The organism is Neorhizobium sp. JUb45 (assembly GCF_004343585.1).
Taxonomy (GTDB): Bacteria; Pseudomonadota; Alphaproteobacteria; order Rhizobiales; family Rhizobiaceae; genus Neorhizobium.
In genome coordinates, this window is the sequence record NZ_SLYW01000016.1 from 40,046 (window position 1) to 56,098 (window position 16,053).

Consider the following 16,053-nt stretch of genomic DNA (forward strand, 5'->3'; position numbering starts at 1 on the left):
GTCCGGCATGGGGATCACGCTTCGCAATGTCAGCAAGAGTTTTGGCGCACTCGGCGTCGTTCATGATGTCAGTCTCGATATCCCGACTGGTGACTTCGCCGTCTTCGTCGGGCCATCTGGCTGCGGAAAGTCAACGCTGCTGCGCATGATCGCAGGGCTGGAGGAAACGACGGCGGGTTCGATATCGATCGAGGGCCGGGATGTTACCGATGTCGAGCCGGCCAAGCGTGAAGTGGCGATGGTTTTCCAGTCCTACGCGCTTTATCCGCATCTGACCGTATTCGAGAACATGGCCTTTTCGCTGCGGCTGAAAAAGACACCAAAAGCTGAGGTCAACGATATGGTGCAGGAGGCGGCCCGCATCCTGCATCTCGAGGAACAGCTGCAGAAACGGCCATCCGAACTCTCGGGTGGCCAGCGCCAGCGCGTGGCCATCGGGCGGGCGATCGTGCGCAAACCAAAAGTGTTTCTGTTCGATGAGCCGCTGTCCAATCTCGATGCCGAACTGCGCGTGCAGATGCGGCTGGAACTTGCCAGACTGCACAAACAGATCGGTGCCACAATGATCTACGTCACCCATGATCAGGTCGAGGCAATGACGTTGGCCGACCGCATCTTCGTTCTGAAAAGCGGGGTTTTGCAGCAGGCGGGAAAACCGCTCGAGCTTTATGATGATCCGCACAACCAGTTTGTCGGAGGCTTCATCGGCTCGCCGGCCATGAACTTTTTGCCCGGCAGGGTGGCGGCAAGACAGAACGGCATGATCCGTGTCGCGCTCGATGGGCTCGGTTTCGAACTGTCGGCAAAGTCGGATGCCAGCGTTGCCGAAGGAACGGCGGTCAAGGTCGGCATCCGGCCCGAGCATTTGCATCCGGCCGAGGGTGGTTTCGAGGCTGTTGTGGATATGGCCGAGGATCTCGGCGGCGTGTCCTACCTGCATGCGTGCCTGGTGACGGGCAAGGACATCGTGGTGGAATTGCGTGGCCGCCGCGAAAATTTCGATGGCAGAAAGATATCGCTTTCGGCGGATGCAGGGGAGGTTCTGCTCTTTGCCGAAGACGGCAGCCGGTTGCGATAGGAATTCGCGCCGGAGTTCAGGGAAATGGCAGACATTTCAACCCGCCACCTTCGGGAGAGGTGGCTTCGTGATGGAGGACACTTCAAATGTTGTGCAGAAAGCTTTTCGCGGCAACCGCGATCGCCCTAATGTCCGTACCGGCTCTGGCTGCGGAAAACATCACCTGGTGGGATTTCTTCTCCGGCGGTGATGGCGTGCGCATGAAGGCGCTGATCACCCGTTTCAACGAGGAACATCCGGGTATCAAGATCACCGGCACGACGCTGGAATGGGGCGTGCCCTTCTACACCAAGGTGCGCACTGCCGTTGCCGTGGGGCAGGGACCTGACGTAATGACCTACCATCTGTCGCGCATGCCGCTGGGGCTGAAGGAAGGCGTGCTGGATGAAATCACCGACAAAGACCTGACCGATGCCGGTCTGACCAAGGACAGCTTTTTTCCCGCAGCGCTTCAGGCCGCCAGCGGCGATGACGGCAAGCTGCATGCGGTGCCGTTCGATATCCATTCGATCGTGCTCTATTACAACGCAAAATTTCTCGAAGGTTCGAAATTCCTCGATGCCAATGGCAAGCTGACCGGCATCAACAATCTCAAGGATTTCGAAGAAGCGCTGACCTACGCCAAGGAAAAGGGCGCCGAGGCACCGGTTTCCTATGCCACCGGCGATGATGGCGCGACTTACCGCGTGTTCTACACTCTGTTCCGCCAGCTGGGCGGCGAGCTGATCACCGGCAACGAGGTTCTGGCCGGCGACAATCTCCAGAAAGCCGCCAAGGCGATCGAGGTGATGACCAACTGGCAGACCAATGAGTGGCAGCCGGAACAGGCGGAATATGAAGCCTCCGTTGCGTTGTTCACCTCCGGCAAATCGGCCTTTTCGCTGAACGGCGTCTGGGAAGTGCCGACCATGGTCGACCTCGATAAGAAGGGTTCGCTCGGTTACAAATGGGGCGCCGTGCAGGTGCCGAACCTGATGGGCACGCAGACCACATGGGCGGATTCGCATTCCTTCGCCATTCCCGCCAACAACAAGCTAACACCGGAAAAGCGCAAGGCGGTGATGACGGTGATTGGCTGGATGGAAAAGAACGCGATTGCCTGGGCCGATGCCGGGCATATTCCCGCCTTCAAGCCGGTGGCCGAAAGCGCCGAGTTCAAGAAGATGGAGCCGAACGCCACCTATGCGGCGCTGGCCGAAACCGCATCCTATGATCCACGCTCATCCATCGCCGGTGTCGGTTCGCCGATCTATGACGCTGCCATCAACATCATCTCGCCCGCCATCCACGGTTATGCGGAGCCTCTGGCCGCTGCCGAGCAGATGAAGTCCGACCTGCAGAACGTGTTGAAGTGACACCGTCAGCCGTGGCCGCCGCTCTTCGGCGGCCACTCTCACGAGCATGGAGGTTCAAGACGTGGCAATGCTGACTAATCGGCGCAAAGAAATGGCGGTGGCGGCTTCGCTTGTGGCGCCCTTCGTGCTGACATTCGCGCTGGTCTTTCTTTATCCGGCCATACGGCTGGTGGAGTTGAGTTTTACCAACAGTCCGCTGATCGGCGAGGGTGAGTGGGTCGGTTTCGACAATTTTAGCCGCCTGCTGTCTGACAAGCTTTTCCTGACGTCGCTCAGGAACAACGGTTATTTCGTCCTCCTGACGGTTATCCCGACCACGGTGCTGGCGCTCTGCATTGCGCTGATGATCAACCGGCTGCGCGGCTCCGTGCAGGCCTTGGCGCTCGCCATCTTTTTCCTGCCCTACATCCTGCCTGTGTCCGTGGTTACGCAGATCTGGACGTGGATGCTGGATTTCCAGTTTGGCGTTTTGCAGCCGGTCATCGCGTTTTTCTTCGGCAAGTCCGTCGCGGTGTTCAAGAACCCCTATTGGGCCATGCCGACGGTGGCGCTGGTCACCATCTGGTGGACCAACGGTTTTAATGTCCTGCTGTTCATTGCCGGCCTGCGCAACATTCCAAAAGATTATTACGAGGCGGCCCAGCTCGATGGCGCCACCCGCATGCAGCTTTTCCGCCGGGTCACATGGCCGCTTCTGTGGCCGGTGACGGCGCTTGTCCTGACATTGCAGATGATCCTGCAGCTGAAGATCTTTGATCAGATCTATCTGCTGACCAAGGGCGGGCCGTTCAATTCGTCCTATGTGATGCTGCTGATGGTCTATCGCGAGGCTTTTCAGCTCAATCACGGCGGTTATGCCTCGGCCATCGCGCTGGTGCTGTTCATCGTCATCGCGGCCTTCTCCGTGCTGCAATATCAACTTCTTCGCGCCGGAGGCCGCCGATGACATCGCTCCGCAAACTCGAAAACGGTGTGCTGACGGTCGGTACCTTCGCCGCCGCCGCCCTGTGGATTTTTCCACTCTACTGGGCCTTCATCACCTCGATGCGCTCGGAAGATAGGGTCGTCTCCAAGGAGGCCGGCGTCATCCCCGACGAGTTTAATCCGGCCGCCTATATCGACATTCTCTGGAACACCAATCTCGTCAGCTGGTATATCAACTCGATCGGCACGGCGGTCATTATCACGTTCACCGTCATCGTTTCGGGCATGATGTGCGCCTATGCGATTTCGCAGATGCGCTTTCCCGGTCGCCGCATTCTTTATGGCGTCGTGCTGGCGAGCTTCATGGTGCCATCGCAGGCGCTGGTGGTCACGCAGTTTATCCTGATGAACGACATGGGGCTGATCAACACATGGGCCGGCATCATCCTGCCGCAGTTGATCGTTCCGGTGGTCATCATCGTCTACAAGCAGTTCTTCGATGCCGTGCCGAAGGAACTGCGAGAAGCCGTCGTGCTTGATGGTGGTGGTGATTACACGCTGCTGTTCAAGGTCTACCTGCCGCTCAACTGGGGCATTACCACAGCACTTGCCATCATCACCTTCATCATGGCGTGGAACCAGTTCCTCTGGCCTTTCCTGGCGGTGACCACGGAGGACAAGATGACAATTCCGGTCGGCATAACCCAGGTCAACGACGCGTTCGGTGTGTTCTACGCGCGCCTTATGTCCGTTGCGCTTCTTGGTGCCATGCCGGTGGCGATCGCCTACCTGATTTTCCAGAAAAAGGTGACCGAGGCAGTGATGATCTCGTCCGGTGTCAAAGGTTAGCAGGCGCCTCTTGAGCCGACGTTCGACCATGTCCTTGCTGAGCAATTGCCGTCTCTAGAAACGGACTGCGCATCTCATCGTGACGGGCTGGTTCGCCAAACAGCATCTTTTGGGTGGTGAGAGTTTCGATCTTCAGCAGGAGCTACTGAGATTGCCTGCCGCCAAGCCTAATAGAACATCCGGCGAAACGGCATGACGGCTGCCCCCATGGCGGCAGCATCACTGGTTATCTCCGAAATAATCAACTTCGGTCCGCCACGATGCACGCCATAACGGGGGCGATCGAAAATCTTCGTCCGCTCGATCAGCATGGATGCCAGTGCGGGGGGAATCTGGCCGCCGAAGACGATCGCCTGGGGGTCGAGTGTGGCCCGGATGGCGTTGACGAGGCGGATATAGGCGGGCGTCACCTCCTCCACCCAGTCTGACACGCCAGGCCAGTCCCGATCGAAATGGCGGCGCATGTAATGGATCGAGGGTACGTTGACACCGTTTTGGTTCAGCCGGTCGATGAGATATTGCAGGGCAGGGCGCCGGTCGGTCTCGATCTCATCATACAGTCCGGAAAATTCGCCGGCATTGCCATTGCCGCCTTGCAGGAGGTCGCCGTCGATGATCACGCCGCCGCCAAAACCGTAGTTGAAGCTCAGATAGGCGAAATGCCGGATGAAGCGGCCGGTCCCGAACATCGATTCTGCAATCGCGCCAGATTTTCCGCCATTGATAACCCATGTGGGTCGGTCGAAAAGCTCGGTGATGATCGGGCCGAGCTCGATCATCGACCACTCGTGAAGTGGCAGCGGCGCGTTATGGCGCGTGCCATCGACATGGTAGCCGGCAATCGCAAAACCGATACCGAACAAATCATCCCCGGCGAGGCGGTTCTGCTGTTGCAACTCGACGACCTGCCGCTTCACCACCTGTAGCGCCTGATGCATCGTCGTTTCGCGAAGCGGCACTTCCCGCTCGCCCAGGATTTTGCCGGCAAGATCGATGAGGCAGATGCCGATGATGTCGGTATTGACGGAGATGCCGCAGGCATAGGCATGGCCGCCGTTCAGGAGCAGCATCGGGCTGGGTTGCCCGCGCCCAAGCCCCGGTTTGGCCGAGCCCAGCAAAATGACATTGCGGTCTGCGAGGTGATCGAGGATGCGATGAACCGATTGCTGCGTCAGGTCGGTGTGCCCGGTGATCTCCGAGCGGGAGATGCCGGGATTGCGCCAGATCAGTTGCAGCAGCTTGCGCTCATTGGAGGAGACGACTGTTGTCTCGTTTGCCCGGAGAAAGCGCTGTGCAATCAATGCCTTGGGAACATAAACACCTGACACGCCAAAATACCTTACTGGATAAGTGTAATAATCACGTTTTTCTCATCACAACTTATGCCTGCTTAGCGGCCAACAACTGTCCTTTCAAGCCATTTTCATCGTCATGTATTTGTTACACACAAAGCGTAATAAAGCACCGTCAGGATCGGGCGAGGCTCGGTCGACCCGAAAAGGCAAGGGCGATGATGAACAAGTTTACTCTGGCGGCCGTGGCTGCCGTGATGGCGGGCGCCGGGTCCGCACAGGCCACCGATATCGAATTCTGGTATGGCAACACCGGCAATGTCGAAGTCGCCATCAAGGCACAATGCGATGCCTTCAATGCCTCCCAGAGTGAACACAAGGTCAACTGCGTCGGCCAGGGCTCCTACGAAGTGTCCATGCAAAAGGCGATTGCCGCTTACCGCGCCAAGAACCACCCGGTTCTCATCCAGTTTTTCGATGCCGGTACGCTCGACCTGATGCTGTCCGGCGCTGTCGAGCCGGTTCAGGACCTGATGCCGGAAGTGAAGTGGGACAGCTATATCGCCGGTGCCCGCGCCTATTACGAAACCTCGAAGGGCAAGCTGTTCGCCCAGCCCTACAATTCCTCGACGCTGCTGTTCTACACCAACAAGACCGAGCTCGAAAAAGCCGGCATCACTGAGACGCCGACGACGTGGGAAGGCATTATCGAAGCCGCCCGCAAGCTGAAGGCCGCCGGCCATGCCTGCCCGTTCGTCACTGATGGCGACACCTGGCGGATCCTCGAGCAGTTCTCCGCCCGCCACGGCCTGCCGATCGCCACCAAGCACAACGGTTATGACGGTCTCGACGCCGAATACGTCATCAACAGCACCTTTGCAGCAAAACATCTCGCCAATCTGGTCGAATGGCGCAAGGAAGGCCTCGTTCGCCTCGCCGCCGATACCAAGGCCGGCAACTACACCGCCGCCTTCAATGCCGGCGAATGCGCGATGATGGAACAGTCCTCCGGTTCCTACGCGGCCGCCGCCAAAGCCTTCGACGGCAAGTATGAACTGACCGTCGACATGGCGCCGATGTACAAGGATTACACCCGTCACAACACCTTTGTCGGTGGTGCTTCCATCTACATCATGAAGGGTCACGACAAGCCTGAGATCGAGGCAGCAAAAGCTTTCCTCGACTTCCTGCGCAAGCCGGAACAGCAGATGGCTTTCACCGCCGCCACCGGCTACGTTCCCGTCACCACCGACGTTCTGGATACGATCGCCAAAAGCCCGGACGCCAATTCGCCGAAGTATGCCACGGCCAAGGTCGGCGTCGAATCCATGAACCAGCCGGCCACCGCCGATACCCGCGGCATCCGCCTCGGCTTCTACGTGCAGTTCCGCGAAGTCTTCATGGAAGAAACCCAGAAAGCCTTTGCCGGCCAGCAGACCATGCAGGTCGCACTCGACAACACCAAGAAGCGCGGCGACCAGCTGCTGCGCCGTTTCGAGCAGACCTACAAGGGCAAGCAGCTTCCCTGATCAGGGTCTTTCGAGACCTTCCAAAGCATGGGGCGGTTTCCGCTCCATGCCTTCTCTTATTCGGAACTGTGTTCATGTCGTCGGAATCCTCCCTGTTCAGCCATCGCTGGCTGCCCGCTCTTTTGCTGGCACCACTGATGCTGCTGATCGTGCTGTTCTTTTATGTGCCGGTCTTCCAGGCCTTCTACTGGTCGTTTTTCCTCGAACAGCCTTTTGGCGGCGGTTCGGAATTTGTCGGTCTGCAGAACTTTCAGCGCGTGCTGAGCGATCCCGAGTTCTGGGGCGCGACCGGCCGCACGGTCATCTTCATGCTGACGGCATCGTCGCTTGCGGTCATCGTGCCGCTGATGCTGGCGGTGGCGGCCGATCGCAAGATCGGCATGTCCTATCCGGCCCGCAATATTCTCGTCTGGCCGAAGGGCATTGCCGGTGCCTCCATCGGTGTCGTTTTCGCCTTCATCTTCAACCCGTTCGTCGGTCTTATGGCGCCGCTCAATTCGCTGTTTCCCGGCCTGTGGAATCCCGGCATCGACGGCACGGATGCGTTCGTCACGCTGGTGGCCGCCCATGTGTGGAGCGGCATTCCGTTCAACTTCGTCATCCTGCTCGCCGGCCTGCGGTCGATCCCGCCCACCATGTATCAGGCCGCCGCCATGGATGGCGCCGGTCCCTGGCGCCGTATCTTCGATGTACAACTGCCGCTGATCATGCCGCAGCTGTTCCTCACCTTCGTGCTTGAATTCACCGAAAGCATCACCTCGGTCTTCGCGCTGATCGACACCATTACCGGCGGCGGTCCGGGCGGCTCCACCACGCTGCTCGTCTACAAGATCTATGTCGACGGTTTCCGCGGGTTCGATCTTTCCGGCGCCTCCACCCAGACGGCCATCCTGATGGTCTTTGTCCTTCTTCTCGCAGCCTGCCAGTTCTTCTTCCTCGGCCGGCGCATCAATTACGAGCGCTGAGCCATGGTCGAAAACGCACGTTCCATCAACATCGCCGCCAGCATTCTGCTCGCCATCGGCATCCTCTATATCGTCGGGCCCTTGTACCTCACGTTGTCCACCGCCTCGCAGTCCTATGAATACATGCTGCGCAACGGTCTGGCCTGGGTTCCGGGCACAGAGCTGTTTGCCAATATGGGCAAGGTCATCCACGATACGCGCATCCCGGTGCAGATGCTCAACAGCATGATCGTGGCGTTTTCCAATGCGCTTGCCACCTGCGCGCTGTCCTTCCTGTCGGCCTATGCGATTGTCTATTTCCGCATTCGCTGGGCGGGCGTGGCCTTTGCGCTCATCCTCGCCACCATCATGCTGCCGCTCGATATCCGCGTCATCACCACCTATCAGGTGGCGTCGAACATCTTTTCGCCGCTGAATGGGGTGTTGGATTTCACCGGCCTCAACAGCCTGATCGAAATGGTTTTTGGCGCGCCGGTCCAGTTGGAATTGAGCGTACTCGACACGCATTTCGGCCTGATCGCGCCGCTGGTGGCGCATGGCACCGGCACGTTCCTGTTCCGTCAGTTCTTCCTGACGCTGCCCAAGGATCTGTTCAAGGCGGCGCGCATGGATGGGGCAGGGCCGATCCGTTTTCTCATCGATATCCTGCTGCCTCTGGCCCGTCCCAGCTTTGCCTCGCTTTTCGTGCTCACCTTCCTCAGCGGCTGGACGCAATATCTGTGGCCGCTGGTCGGCGCCTCGACACCCGACATGCAGACCGCCGTCGTCGGCCTTGCCCGCCTCGTGCCGGATGCCGACGGCCAGGTGCCCGATTTTCCGATGATCATGGCCGGTGCCGTGCTCGTCTCACTCGTTCCGCTCACGATGATCGCTCTTCTGCAGCGCTTTCTCGTCCAGGGCCTCGTTCTTTCGGAGAAATGATCCATGACCGCCATCGACTTAAGCATTCGCGCCGCCGCGGCCGAGATCGAGCTTATCGGCGTCACCAAATCCTATGACGCCAAAAACACCATCATCCCGGCGATCGACGTGACCTTGCGTCCCGGTGAATTCACCGTCGTGCTCGGCCCATCGGGCTGCGGCAAGTCCACGCTTCTGCAGATGATCGCCGGTCTGGAACGCGTTTCCGGCGGCAGGATCGTCATCGGCGGCCGCGAGGTGCAGGATCTGGAACCGAAACATCGCGGCTGCGCCATGGTGTTCCAGAACTATGCGCTCTACCCGCATATGACGGTCGCGGAAAACATGGCCTATAGCCTCAAGGTCGCCGGCGTTTCCAAGTCCGAACGAGCCGAGCGTGTCGCTACGGTCGCAAAAATGCTCGGCCTTGCCGATTACCTCACCCGCAAGCCGAGCCAGCTTTCCGGTGGCCAGCGCCAGCGTGTCGCCATCGGCCGCGCCATTATTCGCGAGCCGGGCGTGCTGTTGTTCGACGAGCCGCTGTCGAACCTCGATGCCCAGCTGCGCCACGACATGCGTGTGGAGCTTGCCGAACTGCATCGCCGCATCGGCGCCACCAGCGTGTTCGTGACGCATGATCAGGTCGAGGCAATGACGCTCGCCGATCGTATCCTTATCCTCAACAAGGGCCATATCGAGCAATTCGATACGCCGAAAGCGATCTATCACCATCCGGCTTCGGTCTTCGTCGCCAAATTCATCGGCTCGCCGCCGATGAACATTTTGGAGGTCGAAGGAGACGGTTCCGTGCTGCGCCTAGCCGATGGTCAGGTCGTTGCCAACTATTCCGGTACGGGTAAATTCCAGCTCGGCATCCGCCCGGAAGATATTGCCGTCAACGAAGGCGGTTCCATCAAGACGGAAATCCGTTACCGCGAGGACCTCGGCTCGCACGAAATTCTGGAAACGAAGATTGCCGAACAGAACCTGCGGATCGCCATGCCCTTCGGCGTCGAGATCGATACGACGCGGACCTTGTCGCTGTCCTTCCCGCAGGCGCGCCTGCATCTCTTTGACGGTGACACCGGCCGCGCCATCGCCAACGCTTTCGGTGGCGCGCAACCGGCATCGGTGAAGGAATACCAGTGAGCTACAGGGAATTTATCGCCGACAAGGCCCGCGATTGCGCCGTGGTTGCGCATCGCGGCATCTGGCGCAATGCACCGGAAAACAGCCTGTCCGCTATCCAGCGTGCCATCGATGCCGGTTATGATGTCGTCGAGATAGATATCCGCCGGAGCGCCGATGGCGGCCTTTTTCTGCTGCATGACGAAACGCTGGAGCGCATGACAGGTCTCGGTCAGACGCCGGAGGCGCTGTCTTCAAGCGACCTTTCGGTTCTGCGCCTGCGCGATCGCGATGGCGGCGAAAACAATGCCTTCACGTTGGAAAAACTGCCGAGCCTTGCCGAAGTCTTCGAACTGACGCGGGACCGCATCTTCCTGCATCTCGACGTCAAGGAACGCGAGGTGATCCCGGATGTGATCGCTCTCGCAAAGGACATGGGTGTCGAGCATCAGGTTGATTTCTGGGCCTCGCTGAAAACCGAAAAGGATTTTTGCTGGATCGGAAAAACGATCCTTCCGCATGAGGTGCTGTTTCTGGCAAAAACCCGGCTCAACGTGCCGGGTGCTGCTACGCAGCTGGCTCTGCTGGAAGAACTCTCTCCCTCGGTCTGCGAAATCTATTTCGACAGGTTGGAAGAACTTGCTGCCCTGACGGACCTCACCCGCAACACCGGCATGGCGCTCTGGGTCAACACGCTCGACAGCGTTGCCTGCGCCGGCTTCACCGATACGGCGGCCCTTGCCGATCCCGATGCCGTCTGGGGCCGGCTGATCGATGCCGGCATTTCGGTCATCCAGACCGATGAGGCCGCTGCACTCAAATCCTATCTCGCGGCCCGCCGCACCTGAATACTCTCCAAGGAACATATGAAATGACGCATTACGTAGATTATATCGCCGACCAGAAACGCGATCCCGCCATCGTTGCCCATCGCGGCGCGTGGCATGGGGCACCGGAAAACAGCCTCGCGGCCATCGAGCGCGCGATCGCCGTCGGCGCTGACGTCGTCGAGCTCGATATCCGAAAGAGTGCTGATGGCGAACTCTTCATCATGCACGACGACACGCTGCTGCGCATGGCCGGTATCGACCGCGACGCCGAAACCTTTACCATTGCCGAACTGAAGGCCATTGCGCTGCGTGAAGATGATGGCGGCGAACATCGCGCCACGACGGATCAGCGTATTCCGACTTTGAAAGAGGTTTTGGAAATCATACGCGGACGTATTTTTACGGATCTCGATCTCAAGGATCGCGGCCTTTTCTCGGAAGTCGCAGCCTGCGCCCGCGAGATGAATGCCGCATCCTATGTGGACCTGAAGACCCGTGTCATGACCCGCGAGGAGCTGGACTGGGTGCGCGCCCAGAACATCGACGGCGTGGCCTTCATGGCGATGTCGAAATTCACCGCCGAGAGCATCCACGAAACCATGGCACTGCTGTCGGAAATCAGGCCGTTCATGTGCGAGATGCGTTTCGACAGCCTCGACACCATCAAGGCCAACCGCCAGATTTTTCGCGACGCCAACATGGCTTTGTGGACGAACACGCTCAACATGGAAGCCAGTGGTGAATGGGTGGACAAGACGGCGCTTGCCGATCCCGATCGCATCTGGGGCACATTGATGGAGGCCGGTGTCAGCGTTTTCCAGACAGACGAGCCGGAAGCACTCAAAGCCTATCTGCAGGCACGCCGCGCATGAAAACCGTTTCGGACGAACTGCTGAATGAATTTATGGGCATAATGCGCGAGGCGGCAGACAGAGAGATCCTGCCGCGTTTCCGTTCGGTCACGTCAGATACCATCCGCGCCAAGACCATGGCGGACGATATCGTCACCGATGCGGACATCGCCTCCGAGCGCATGATCAGCGAAAAGCTCGCGGCGCGTCTGCCGGGCATCACCATCATCGGCGAGGAAGCGGTGTCGGATGATGCATCGGTTCTCGCAAGGCTTGCCGATGCGGAGCTTGCGGCGGTCATCGACCCGGTAGACGGCACCTGGCATTTTGCCCATGGCACGCCGATGTTCGGCAGTATTCTCGCCATCGTTTCCGGCGGGCAAACCATTGCCGGCATCATTCATTATCCTGTTCTGGGTGATTTTCTGGTGGCACGACCGGGGCAGGGCGCATGGCACGTGGCGGCAGACGGTTCACGCACACGGCTTTCCGTCGCCATGCCGACACCGGTAGACGAGATGCACGGGTTCATTCCGCTGCATATGTTCGAACCGGATCTGCGAGCTGAGCTGGCGCCGCGCCTGCTAAAGTTCCTGCGGGTAACGACATGGCGTTGCTCGGCCTGGGAGTATCGCATGCTTGTGACAGGCGCTATGAGCTTCTGCCTCAATGAGAGTCTGAAGCCCTGGGATCACGCGGCCGGTGTTCTGATCCATGCGGAGGCGGGCGGATATGCGGCGACCATCACGGGTGAGGTTTATCGTCCGACGATGACGCAAGGGCACCTGCTGACGGCTCCGAACAAGATATCTTGGGACGCCGTTCGAGACACATTGTACTCGGATCCAGCTTTGAGATAATTCTACCGGTTTAAAAAGCAGCCTGGGGCTGCGCACCCGTTCTCACGTGATAAATCATATGAGTTTCAGGCGCTTAAACGTTTTGATGAGCATGGCACTGGTTCTGATCCCCTCAAGGTGCGAAACAAGGACGCTCGGCCCAGACGCAATAAGGTTTGCGCATCCGAGCCGAGCAGCTCACTTTAGGTTACGCGGCTTCCCAAACCTGATTGAGGATTTTGGCAGCGAGAGCCGCCTTGTCCTGCGGCAGAAAGCGACCGTAGTGCTGCTGCACAACATCGGGCGTGTCCTGAATGGCGTAGTTCGCCTGCTCATATGATCCGGTCTGCTTCAGGATATGCGTCGCAAGAATGTCCCGCAGGTTATGGGGGCCATGCGGCAGCAGTCCCTTGATCGCACCTCGCCCGGTGTAGGGATTGTAGATACCGTAGCGTTGTATGACGGTCCGCCAGGCTTCGTAGAAAGTGGTTGAGTTGTAAGCCGCATCGATACTGATCGTTTTCACCGTTTTGACGAAGAGGGTGCCGGGATCTTTTGCACCATCCAGCAGGACACCTCGATGGCGATCGATATAAGCATCGAGATATTTGTAGAGGTCGAGCAGATCCGGCAGGATCAGTCGAAACGGCTTTTGCCCGAAGAAGGATGAGCCCGAGTTCTTGAATGCGACGGATGGGATCAGGACTTCCCACCCATGATCGCGATCGCTCCAGCGCAGCTCGCCGCATCTCATGTCTTCAAGCCTGCGTTCCGATGTCGGATGATGCCCGCGCGGACAGACACGCAACTGGCGAAGGTTCTTCTGCCGAAGACCGAGATGCAATCCAAGACGGAGCAGCAGGAATGAGCGTACGGCTTCGGCGGCAGACCGCGGATATCGGCTTTCATCCGGCATGCGTTTCAGGATCTCGTCAGTGATCTTGCGATATTCCGCCAGTGGACTATCCGCTTCTAGGACACACATGATCGGTTCGAACGGATCGCGATGGATGCGCATGACGCGCTGGATCTCCTTTGATCGGTTGGCGGCATGCCGATGAAACGCATTGCAGGCACCATGCCAGTCGCGGGCCGCGAACTCGATCTCTTCATGCTCAATCAAGCCTTCGATAGGTATGACGTTCTTGAGCAATTCCGGATGCTGTCGAATCCAGCCGACATCGGCGCGAGTAAGAGCTTGCGCGACCATCAGCATGTCTTCTTCCCATTTGGTATAAAAGCCACGGCGCTGTTCGCGCCATTGAAGGTACCAATCCCAGACGCCGGGGAAGACGAGAAGGCCGAAGCTCAACTGACTGACTGGCACGCCGCGACCTTTTACGGCACCGTTTGGCGAGGCGGCCAGTGCGCCAAACATCAAACCAAGATGCTCGATCTTTTGAGAGGCCGTTTCCTCACCCCAGACGCCGTACCGTTGGAAACCAATCGCAGTTAGTGTCGAGGTTTTGAAACGAATGAGGTCAGCCATTTCCATGGCAAGTCTCGGCGGTGCGTCGACGACGCCGGAGAGCAGATCAGGATCATCAAACTCAGGCATCGCATTTTGATTTTCGCCGACGGCGGATGCCAAGGATCTGGGCGATAGAGAACTTCCGCCATAAGTGATACCGGGAAAGCGGATGGCATAACGCTGCTTGACGGCCGCTGCCTGATACCGGCGGTATTCCGTCGCACCGGAAATGATCACCCGGCGTACCCAATCGACGATCTCCTGACGCTTGGCAAAGGGCAGGCTGCTGAAATCATCCGGGAGATGCAATGACATCCTGCGCCGCTCAGCCGGGCTGATATCACCGAGATCATGACCGTAAAGCGAGCGTGCCTGATGCGGCAGCTTATCTTTGAAATATTCTTCTGGAAGGCGATAGCGTCGCTCAATGCGTCGGAGGATTTCGAGACTTGCGACAGATCTTGGCACACGCTCGCCTTGGATCCACGATAGCAGCGTTTTTTTGTCGAAAGTCTCATTCAGTTGCACAACGGCGCGGTGGAGTTGCCAGTAGGTGTCGCCGAACCGACGCATATTATAGGCCAACGCATCCTGAAAACTTGCCGGGTCTTCTTTCGCTTCGAACAGTGGTTCAGGGAATGGACTGATTGGTTTCGGTGCAGGCCCGCGCGGTAGCGACGCAGAGTTGGCAAAGGTACCGTCTGCCGCGGCGCGCTGCGGCTTTCTGGGCGAGGGGGAGGAGGCTGCCTTTCTGGTCGGCGCAATCTTGTCCGGGCGGACTGTTGGCTTTGGTGTCCGTCTCTCTTCGGCTGCTGGTGTTCCGCCGAGCCATCGGATGATTGCCTCCAGTCCTGGTCGGAGCTGCTTTTTCAATTCTGTGGTCAGTTCTGCTATTATTCCACAGGCCTGTCCGATCATGGACCAGTCGATACGACCATTCAGGAGCGGGGGCAATTTGCGGTAGACGATCAAACTGACCAGGTAGGGCCGGATGTTCTCCAGTACCCGTTTGGATGCAATCGGCGCCATACGCAGCTCGCAGAATTCGGATATTTTTCGCTGAAAATGGCGTGATGAAATGTCTTGTTTGAGCATGTTTATTCCGTTTCTCTCGGCACCAGTGCTGAGGGCGAGCGGGAATATGAGGCGAGCTTTAAGAAAGGATGTATCGGGCGTACATTTTCGAGACTGCCTGATCGTCGGGTTATGCCGTGAAACAAATCACTCGGCATCAAAGCTCGGGAGTTCGGCGCCCGCGTCGTTAATTAAGCTCGCTTATCTAAGCTTGTTGCTTAATTAAATTGAAGGCGTCTTGTTTAAATAGTGGCTGGCGCTGATAATGGGTTATGTCTGATTCCGTATCCAAAAATCGCATGGGTCGTTTTGTCGAAACGATCGCCGCCAGTGAAACAGCGCGCGCTAGGGCGTCTGGACGGTATCACAATGCTGCTGCCGCGACAGGAGCTGTTTCTATACATGTATGTGAGAAAGGAAGCCGTTCTTTCTTCGCAGATTGAAGGCACGCAGTCGACGCTTTCCGACCTCTTGCGGTTTGAGACAGAAGCTCAAGCGGGCCAACCGGTTGACGATATCCGTGAGGTATCCAACTATGTTGAAGCCATGATGTATGGTTTGGAACGACTGCAAACGCTCCCCATGTCGTTGCGTCCGATCCGTGAAATGCACGCCAGGCTCCTACACAGTGGGCGAGGAGGCACTAAGGATCCTGGAGAATTCCGCCGCTCGCAAAATTGGATTGGCGGAACGCGGCCCGGTAACGCACTTTTTGTGCCGCCACCCATAACTGAAATGTCCGGTTGCCTGGATGCGTTCGAACGTTTCATGCATGACGACCAGTCGCGCTTGCCGGCACTGATCAAAGCTGGACTGCTGCATGTGCAGTTTGAAACGATCCATCCGTTTCTCGACGGTAATGGTCGTATCGGCGGTAATCCCCCCTCCGAATAACGGACTTCAAAAGTAGAATTTTCTCGGGCTTTATGATCGAGGAGATTTTGATGAAGACGAGCAGATTCAGTGAA

The 16,053-nt window shown here is 58.1% G+C and carries 13 protein-coding genes and 1 pseudogene; 12 read left to right on the forward strand and 2 right to left on the reverse strand.

What is annotated here, in order from left to right; translation table 11 throughout:
• Positions 1 to 7: 7 nt before the first annotated feature.
• The 4 genes from ugpC (EDF70_RS28460) (at position 8) to EDF70_RS28475 (ending at position 4,206) form a co-directional block, all read left to right on the forward strand.
• Positions 8 to 1,078 (forward strand): sn-glycerol-3-phosphate ABC transporter ATP-binding protein UgpC, encoded by a 1,071-nt coding sequence (ugpC, locus tag EDF70_RS28460; protein ID WP_132281296.1) that lies wholly within the window; start codon positions 8 to 10, stop codon positions 1,076 to 1,078.
• An 86-nt stretch (positions 1,079 to 1,164) separates the two neighbouring features.
• Positions 1,165 to 2,433: an extracellular solute-binding protein gene (locus tag EDF70_RS28465; protein ID WP_132281299.1), complete on the forward strand. Its 1,269-nt coding sequence runs from the start codon at positions 1,165 to 1,167 to the stop codon at positions 2,431 to 2,433.
• Between the two features lie 67 nt (positions 2,434 to 2,500).
• The gene (locus EDF70_RS28470; protein WP_132281338.1) at positions 2,501 to 3,379 is read left to right on the forward strand and encodes a sugar ABC transporter permease; all 879 of its coding nucleotides are present in this window, start codon (positions 2,501 to 2,503) and stop codon (positions 3,377 to 3,379) included.
• Complete coding sequence (locus tag EDF70_RS28475; RefSeq protein WP_132281302.1) at positions 3,376 to 4,206, forward strand: carbohydrate ABC transporter permease; 831 nt, start codon at positions 3,376 to 3,378, stop codon at positions 4,204 to 4,206. The genes EDF70_RS28470 and EDF70_RS28475 overlap by 4 nt, the downstream gene beginning before the upstream one ends.
• 167 nt (positions 4,207 to 4,373) lie before the next feature.
• On the opposite strand, the gene EDF70_RS28480 is transcribed toward EDF70_RS28475, so the two are convergent.
• On the reverse strand, positions 4,374 to 5,534 hold the full coding sequence (locus EDF70_RS28480; RefSeq protein WP_132281305.1) for an ROK family transcriptional regulator: 1,161 nt from the start codon (positions 5,532 to 5,534) through the stop codon (positions 4,374 to 4,376).
• Positions 5,535 to 5,719: 185 nt separating this feature from the next.
• Between EDF70_RS28480 and EDF70_RS28485 the strand changes: the two genes are divergently transcribed.
• From EDF70_RS28485 to EDF70_RS28515, 7 genes are all read left to right on the forward strand, one after another.
• Positions 5,720 to 7,027 carry an extracellular solute-binding protein gene (locus EDF70_RS28485; protein ID WP_132281308.1) on the forward strand — a complete coding sequence of 436 codons (1,308 nt, stop codon included), beginning with the start codon at positions 5,720 to 5,722 and terminating at the stop codon, positions 7,025 to 7,027.
• Between the two features lie 74 nt (positions 7,028 to 7,101).
• Positions 7,102 to 7,992, forward strand: coding sequence for a sugar ABC transporter permease (locus EDF70_RS28490; protein ID WP_132281311.1), 891 nt, complete (start codon positions 7,102 to 7,104; stop codon positions 7,990 to 7,992).
• A 3-nt stretch (positions 7,993 to 7,995) separates the two neighbouring features.
• Positions 7,996 to 8,913 carry an ABC transporter permease subunit gene (locus tag EDF70_RS28495; protein WP_132281314.1) on the forward strand — a complete coding sequence of 306 codons (918 nt, stop codon included), beginning with the start codon at positions 7,996 to 7,998 and terminating at the stop codon, positions 8,911 to 8,913.
• Positions 8,914 to 8,916: 3 nt separating this feature from the next.
• Positions 8,917 to 10,041 (forward strand): sn-glycerol-3-phosphate ABC transporter ATP-binding protein UgpC, encoded by a 1,125-nt coding sequence (gene ugpC, locus EDF70_RS28500; protein ID WP_132281317.1) that lies wholly within the window; start codon positions 8,917 to 8,919, stop codon positions 10,039 to 10,041.
• On the forward strand, positions 10,038 to 10,868 hold the full coding sequence (locus EDF70_RS28505; RefSeq protein ID WP_132281320.1) for a glycerophosphodiester phosphodiesterase family protein: 831 nt from the start codon (positions 10,038 to 10,040) through the stop codon (positions 10,866 to 10,868). Before ugpC (EDF70_RS28500) ends, EDF70_RS28505 begins: the two co-directional genes overlap by 4 nt.
• 23 nt (positions 10,869 to 10,891) lie before the next feature.
• On the forward strand, positions 10,892 to 11,722 hold the full coding sequence (locus tag EDF70_RS28510) for a glycerophosphodiester phosphodiesterase family protein (protein ID WP_132281323.1): 831 nt from the start codon (positions 10,892 to 10,894) through the stop codon (positions 11,720 to 11,722).
• A complete protein-coding gene (locus EDF70_RS28515) occupies positions 11,719 to 12,561 on the forward strand; it encodes an inositol monophosphatase (RefSeq protein WP_132281326.1) in 843 nt (280 codons plus the stop codon). The genes EDF70_RS28510 and EDF70_RS28515 overlap by 4 nt, the downstream gene beginning before the upstream one ends.
• Before the next feature lie 187 nt (positions 12,562 to 12,748).
• Here EDF70_RS28515 and EDF70_RS28520 read toward each other — a convergent pair whose 3' ends face one another.
• The gene (locus tag EDF70_RS28520; RefSeq protein ID WP_207908351.1) at positions 12,749 to 15,106 is read right to left on the reverse strand and encodes a hypothetical protein; all 2,358 of its coding nucleotides are present in this window, start codon (positions 15,104 to 15,106) and stop codon (positions 12,749 to 12,751) included.
• A 251-nt stretch (positions 15,107 to 15,357) separates the two neighbouring features.
• Here EDF70_RS28520 and EDF70_RS28525 point away from each other — a divergent pair.
• Positions 15,358 to 15,958 (forward strand): annotated as a pseudogene (locus EDF70_RS28525) (Fic family protein); the annotation flags it as partial.
• Between the last annotated feature and the right edge of the window lie 95 nt (positions 15,959 to 16,053).

Excerpts from the sequence above, each read along its gene's own strand:
- EDF70_RS28510 (WP_132281323.1), top strand. The coding sequence starts at position 10,892 with ATGACGCATTACGTAGATTATATCGCCGACCAGAAACGCGATCCCGCC.
- ugpC (WP_132281317.1), top strand. The coding sequence starts at position 8,917 with ATGACCGCCATCGACTTAAGCATTCGCGCCGCCGCGGCCGAGATCGAG.
- EDF70_RS28495 (WP_132281314.1), top strand. The coding sequence starts at position 7,996 with ATGGTCGAAAACGCACGTTCCATCAACATCGCCGCCAGCATTCTGCTC.
- EDF70_RS28485 (WP_132281308.1), top strand. The coding sequence starts at position 5,720 with ATGAACAAGTTTACTCTGGCGGCCGTGGCTGCCGTGATGGCGGGCGCC.
- EDF70_RS28470 (WP_132281338.1), top strand. The coding sequence starts at position 2,501 with ATGCTGACTAATCGGCGCAAAGAAATGGCGGTGGCGGCTTCGCTTGTG.
- ugpC (WP_132281296.1), top strand. The coding sequence starts at position 8 with ATGGGGATCACGCTTCGCAATGTCAGCAAGAGTTTTGGCGCACTCGGC.
- EDF70_RS28515 (WP_132281326.1), top strand. The coding sequence starts at position 11,719 with ATGAAAACCGTTTCGGACGAACTGCTGAATGAATTTATGGGCATAATG.
- EDF70_RS28475 (WP_132281302.1), top strand. The coding sequence starts at position 3,376 with ATGACATCGCTCCGCAAACTCGAAAACGGTGTGCTGACGGTCGGTACC.
- EDF70_RS28520 (WP_207908351.1), bottom strand. The coding sequence starts at position 15,106 with ATGCTCAAACAAGACATTTCATCACGCCATTTTCAGCGAAAAATATCC.
- EDF70_RS28465 (WP_132281299.1), top strand. The coding sequence starts at position 1,165 with ATGTTGTGCAGAAAGCTTTTCGCGGCAACCGCGATCGCCCTAATGTCC.
- EDF70_RS28490 (WP_132281311.1), top strand. The coding sequence starts at position 7,102 with ATGTCGTCGGAATCCTCCCTGTTCAGCCATCGCTGGCTGCCCGCTCTT.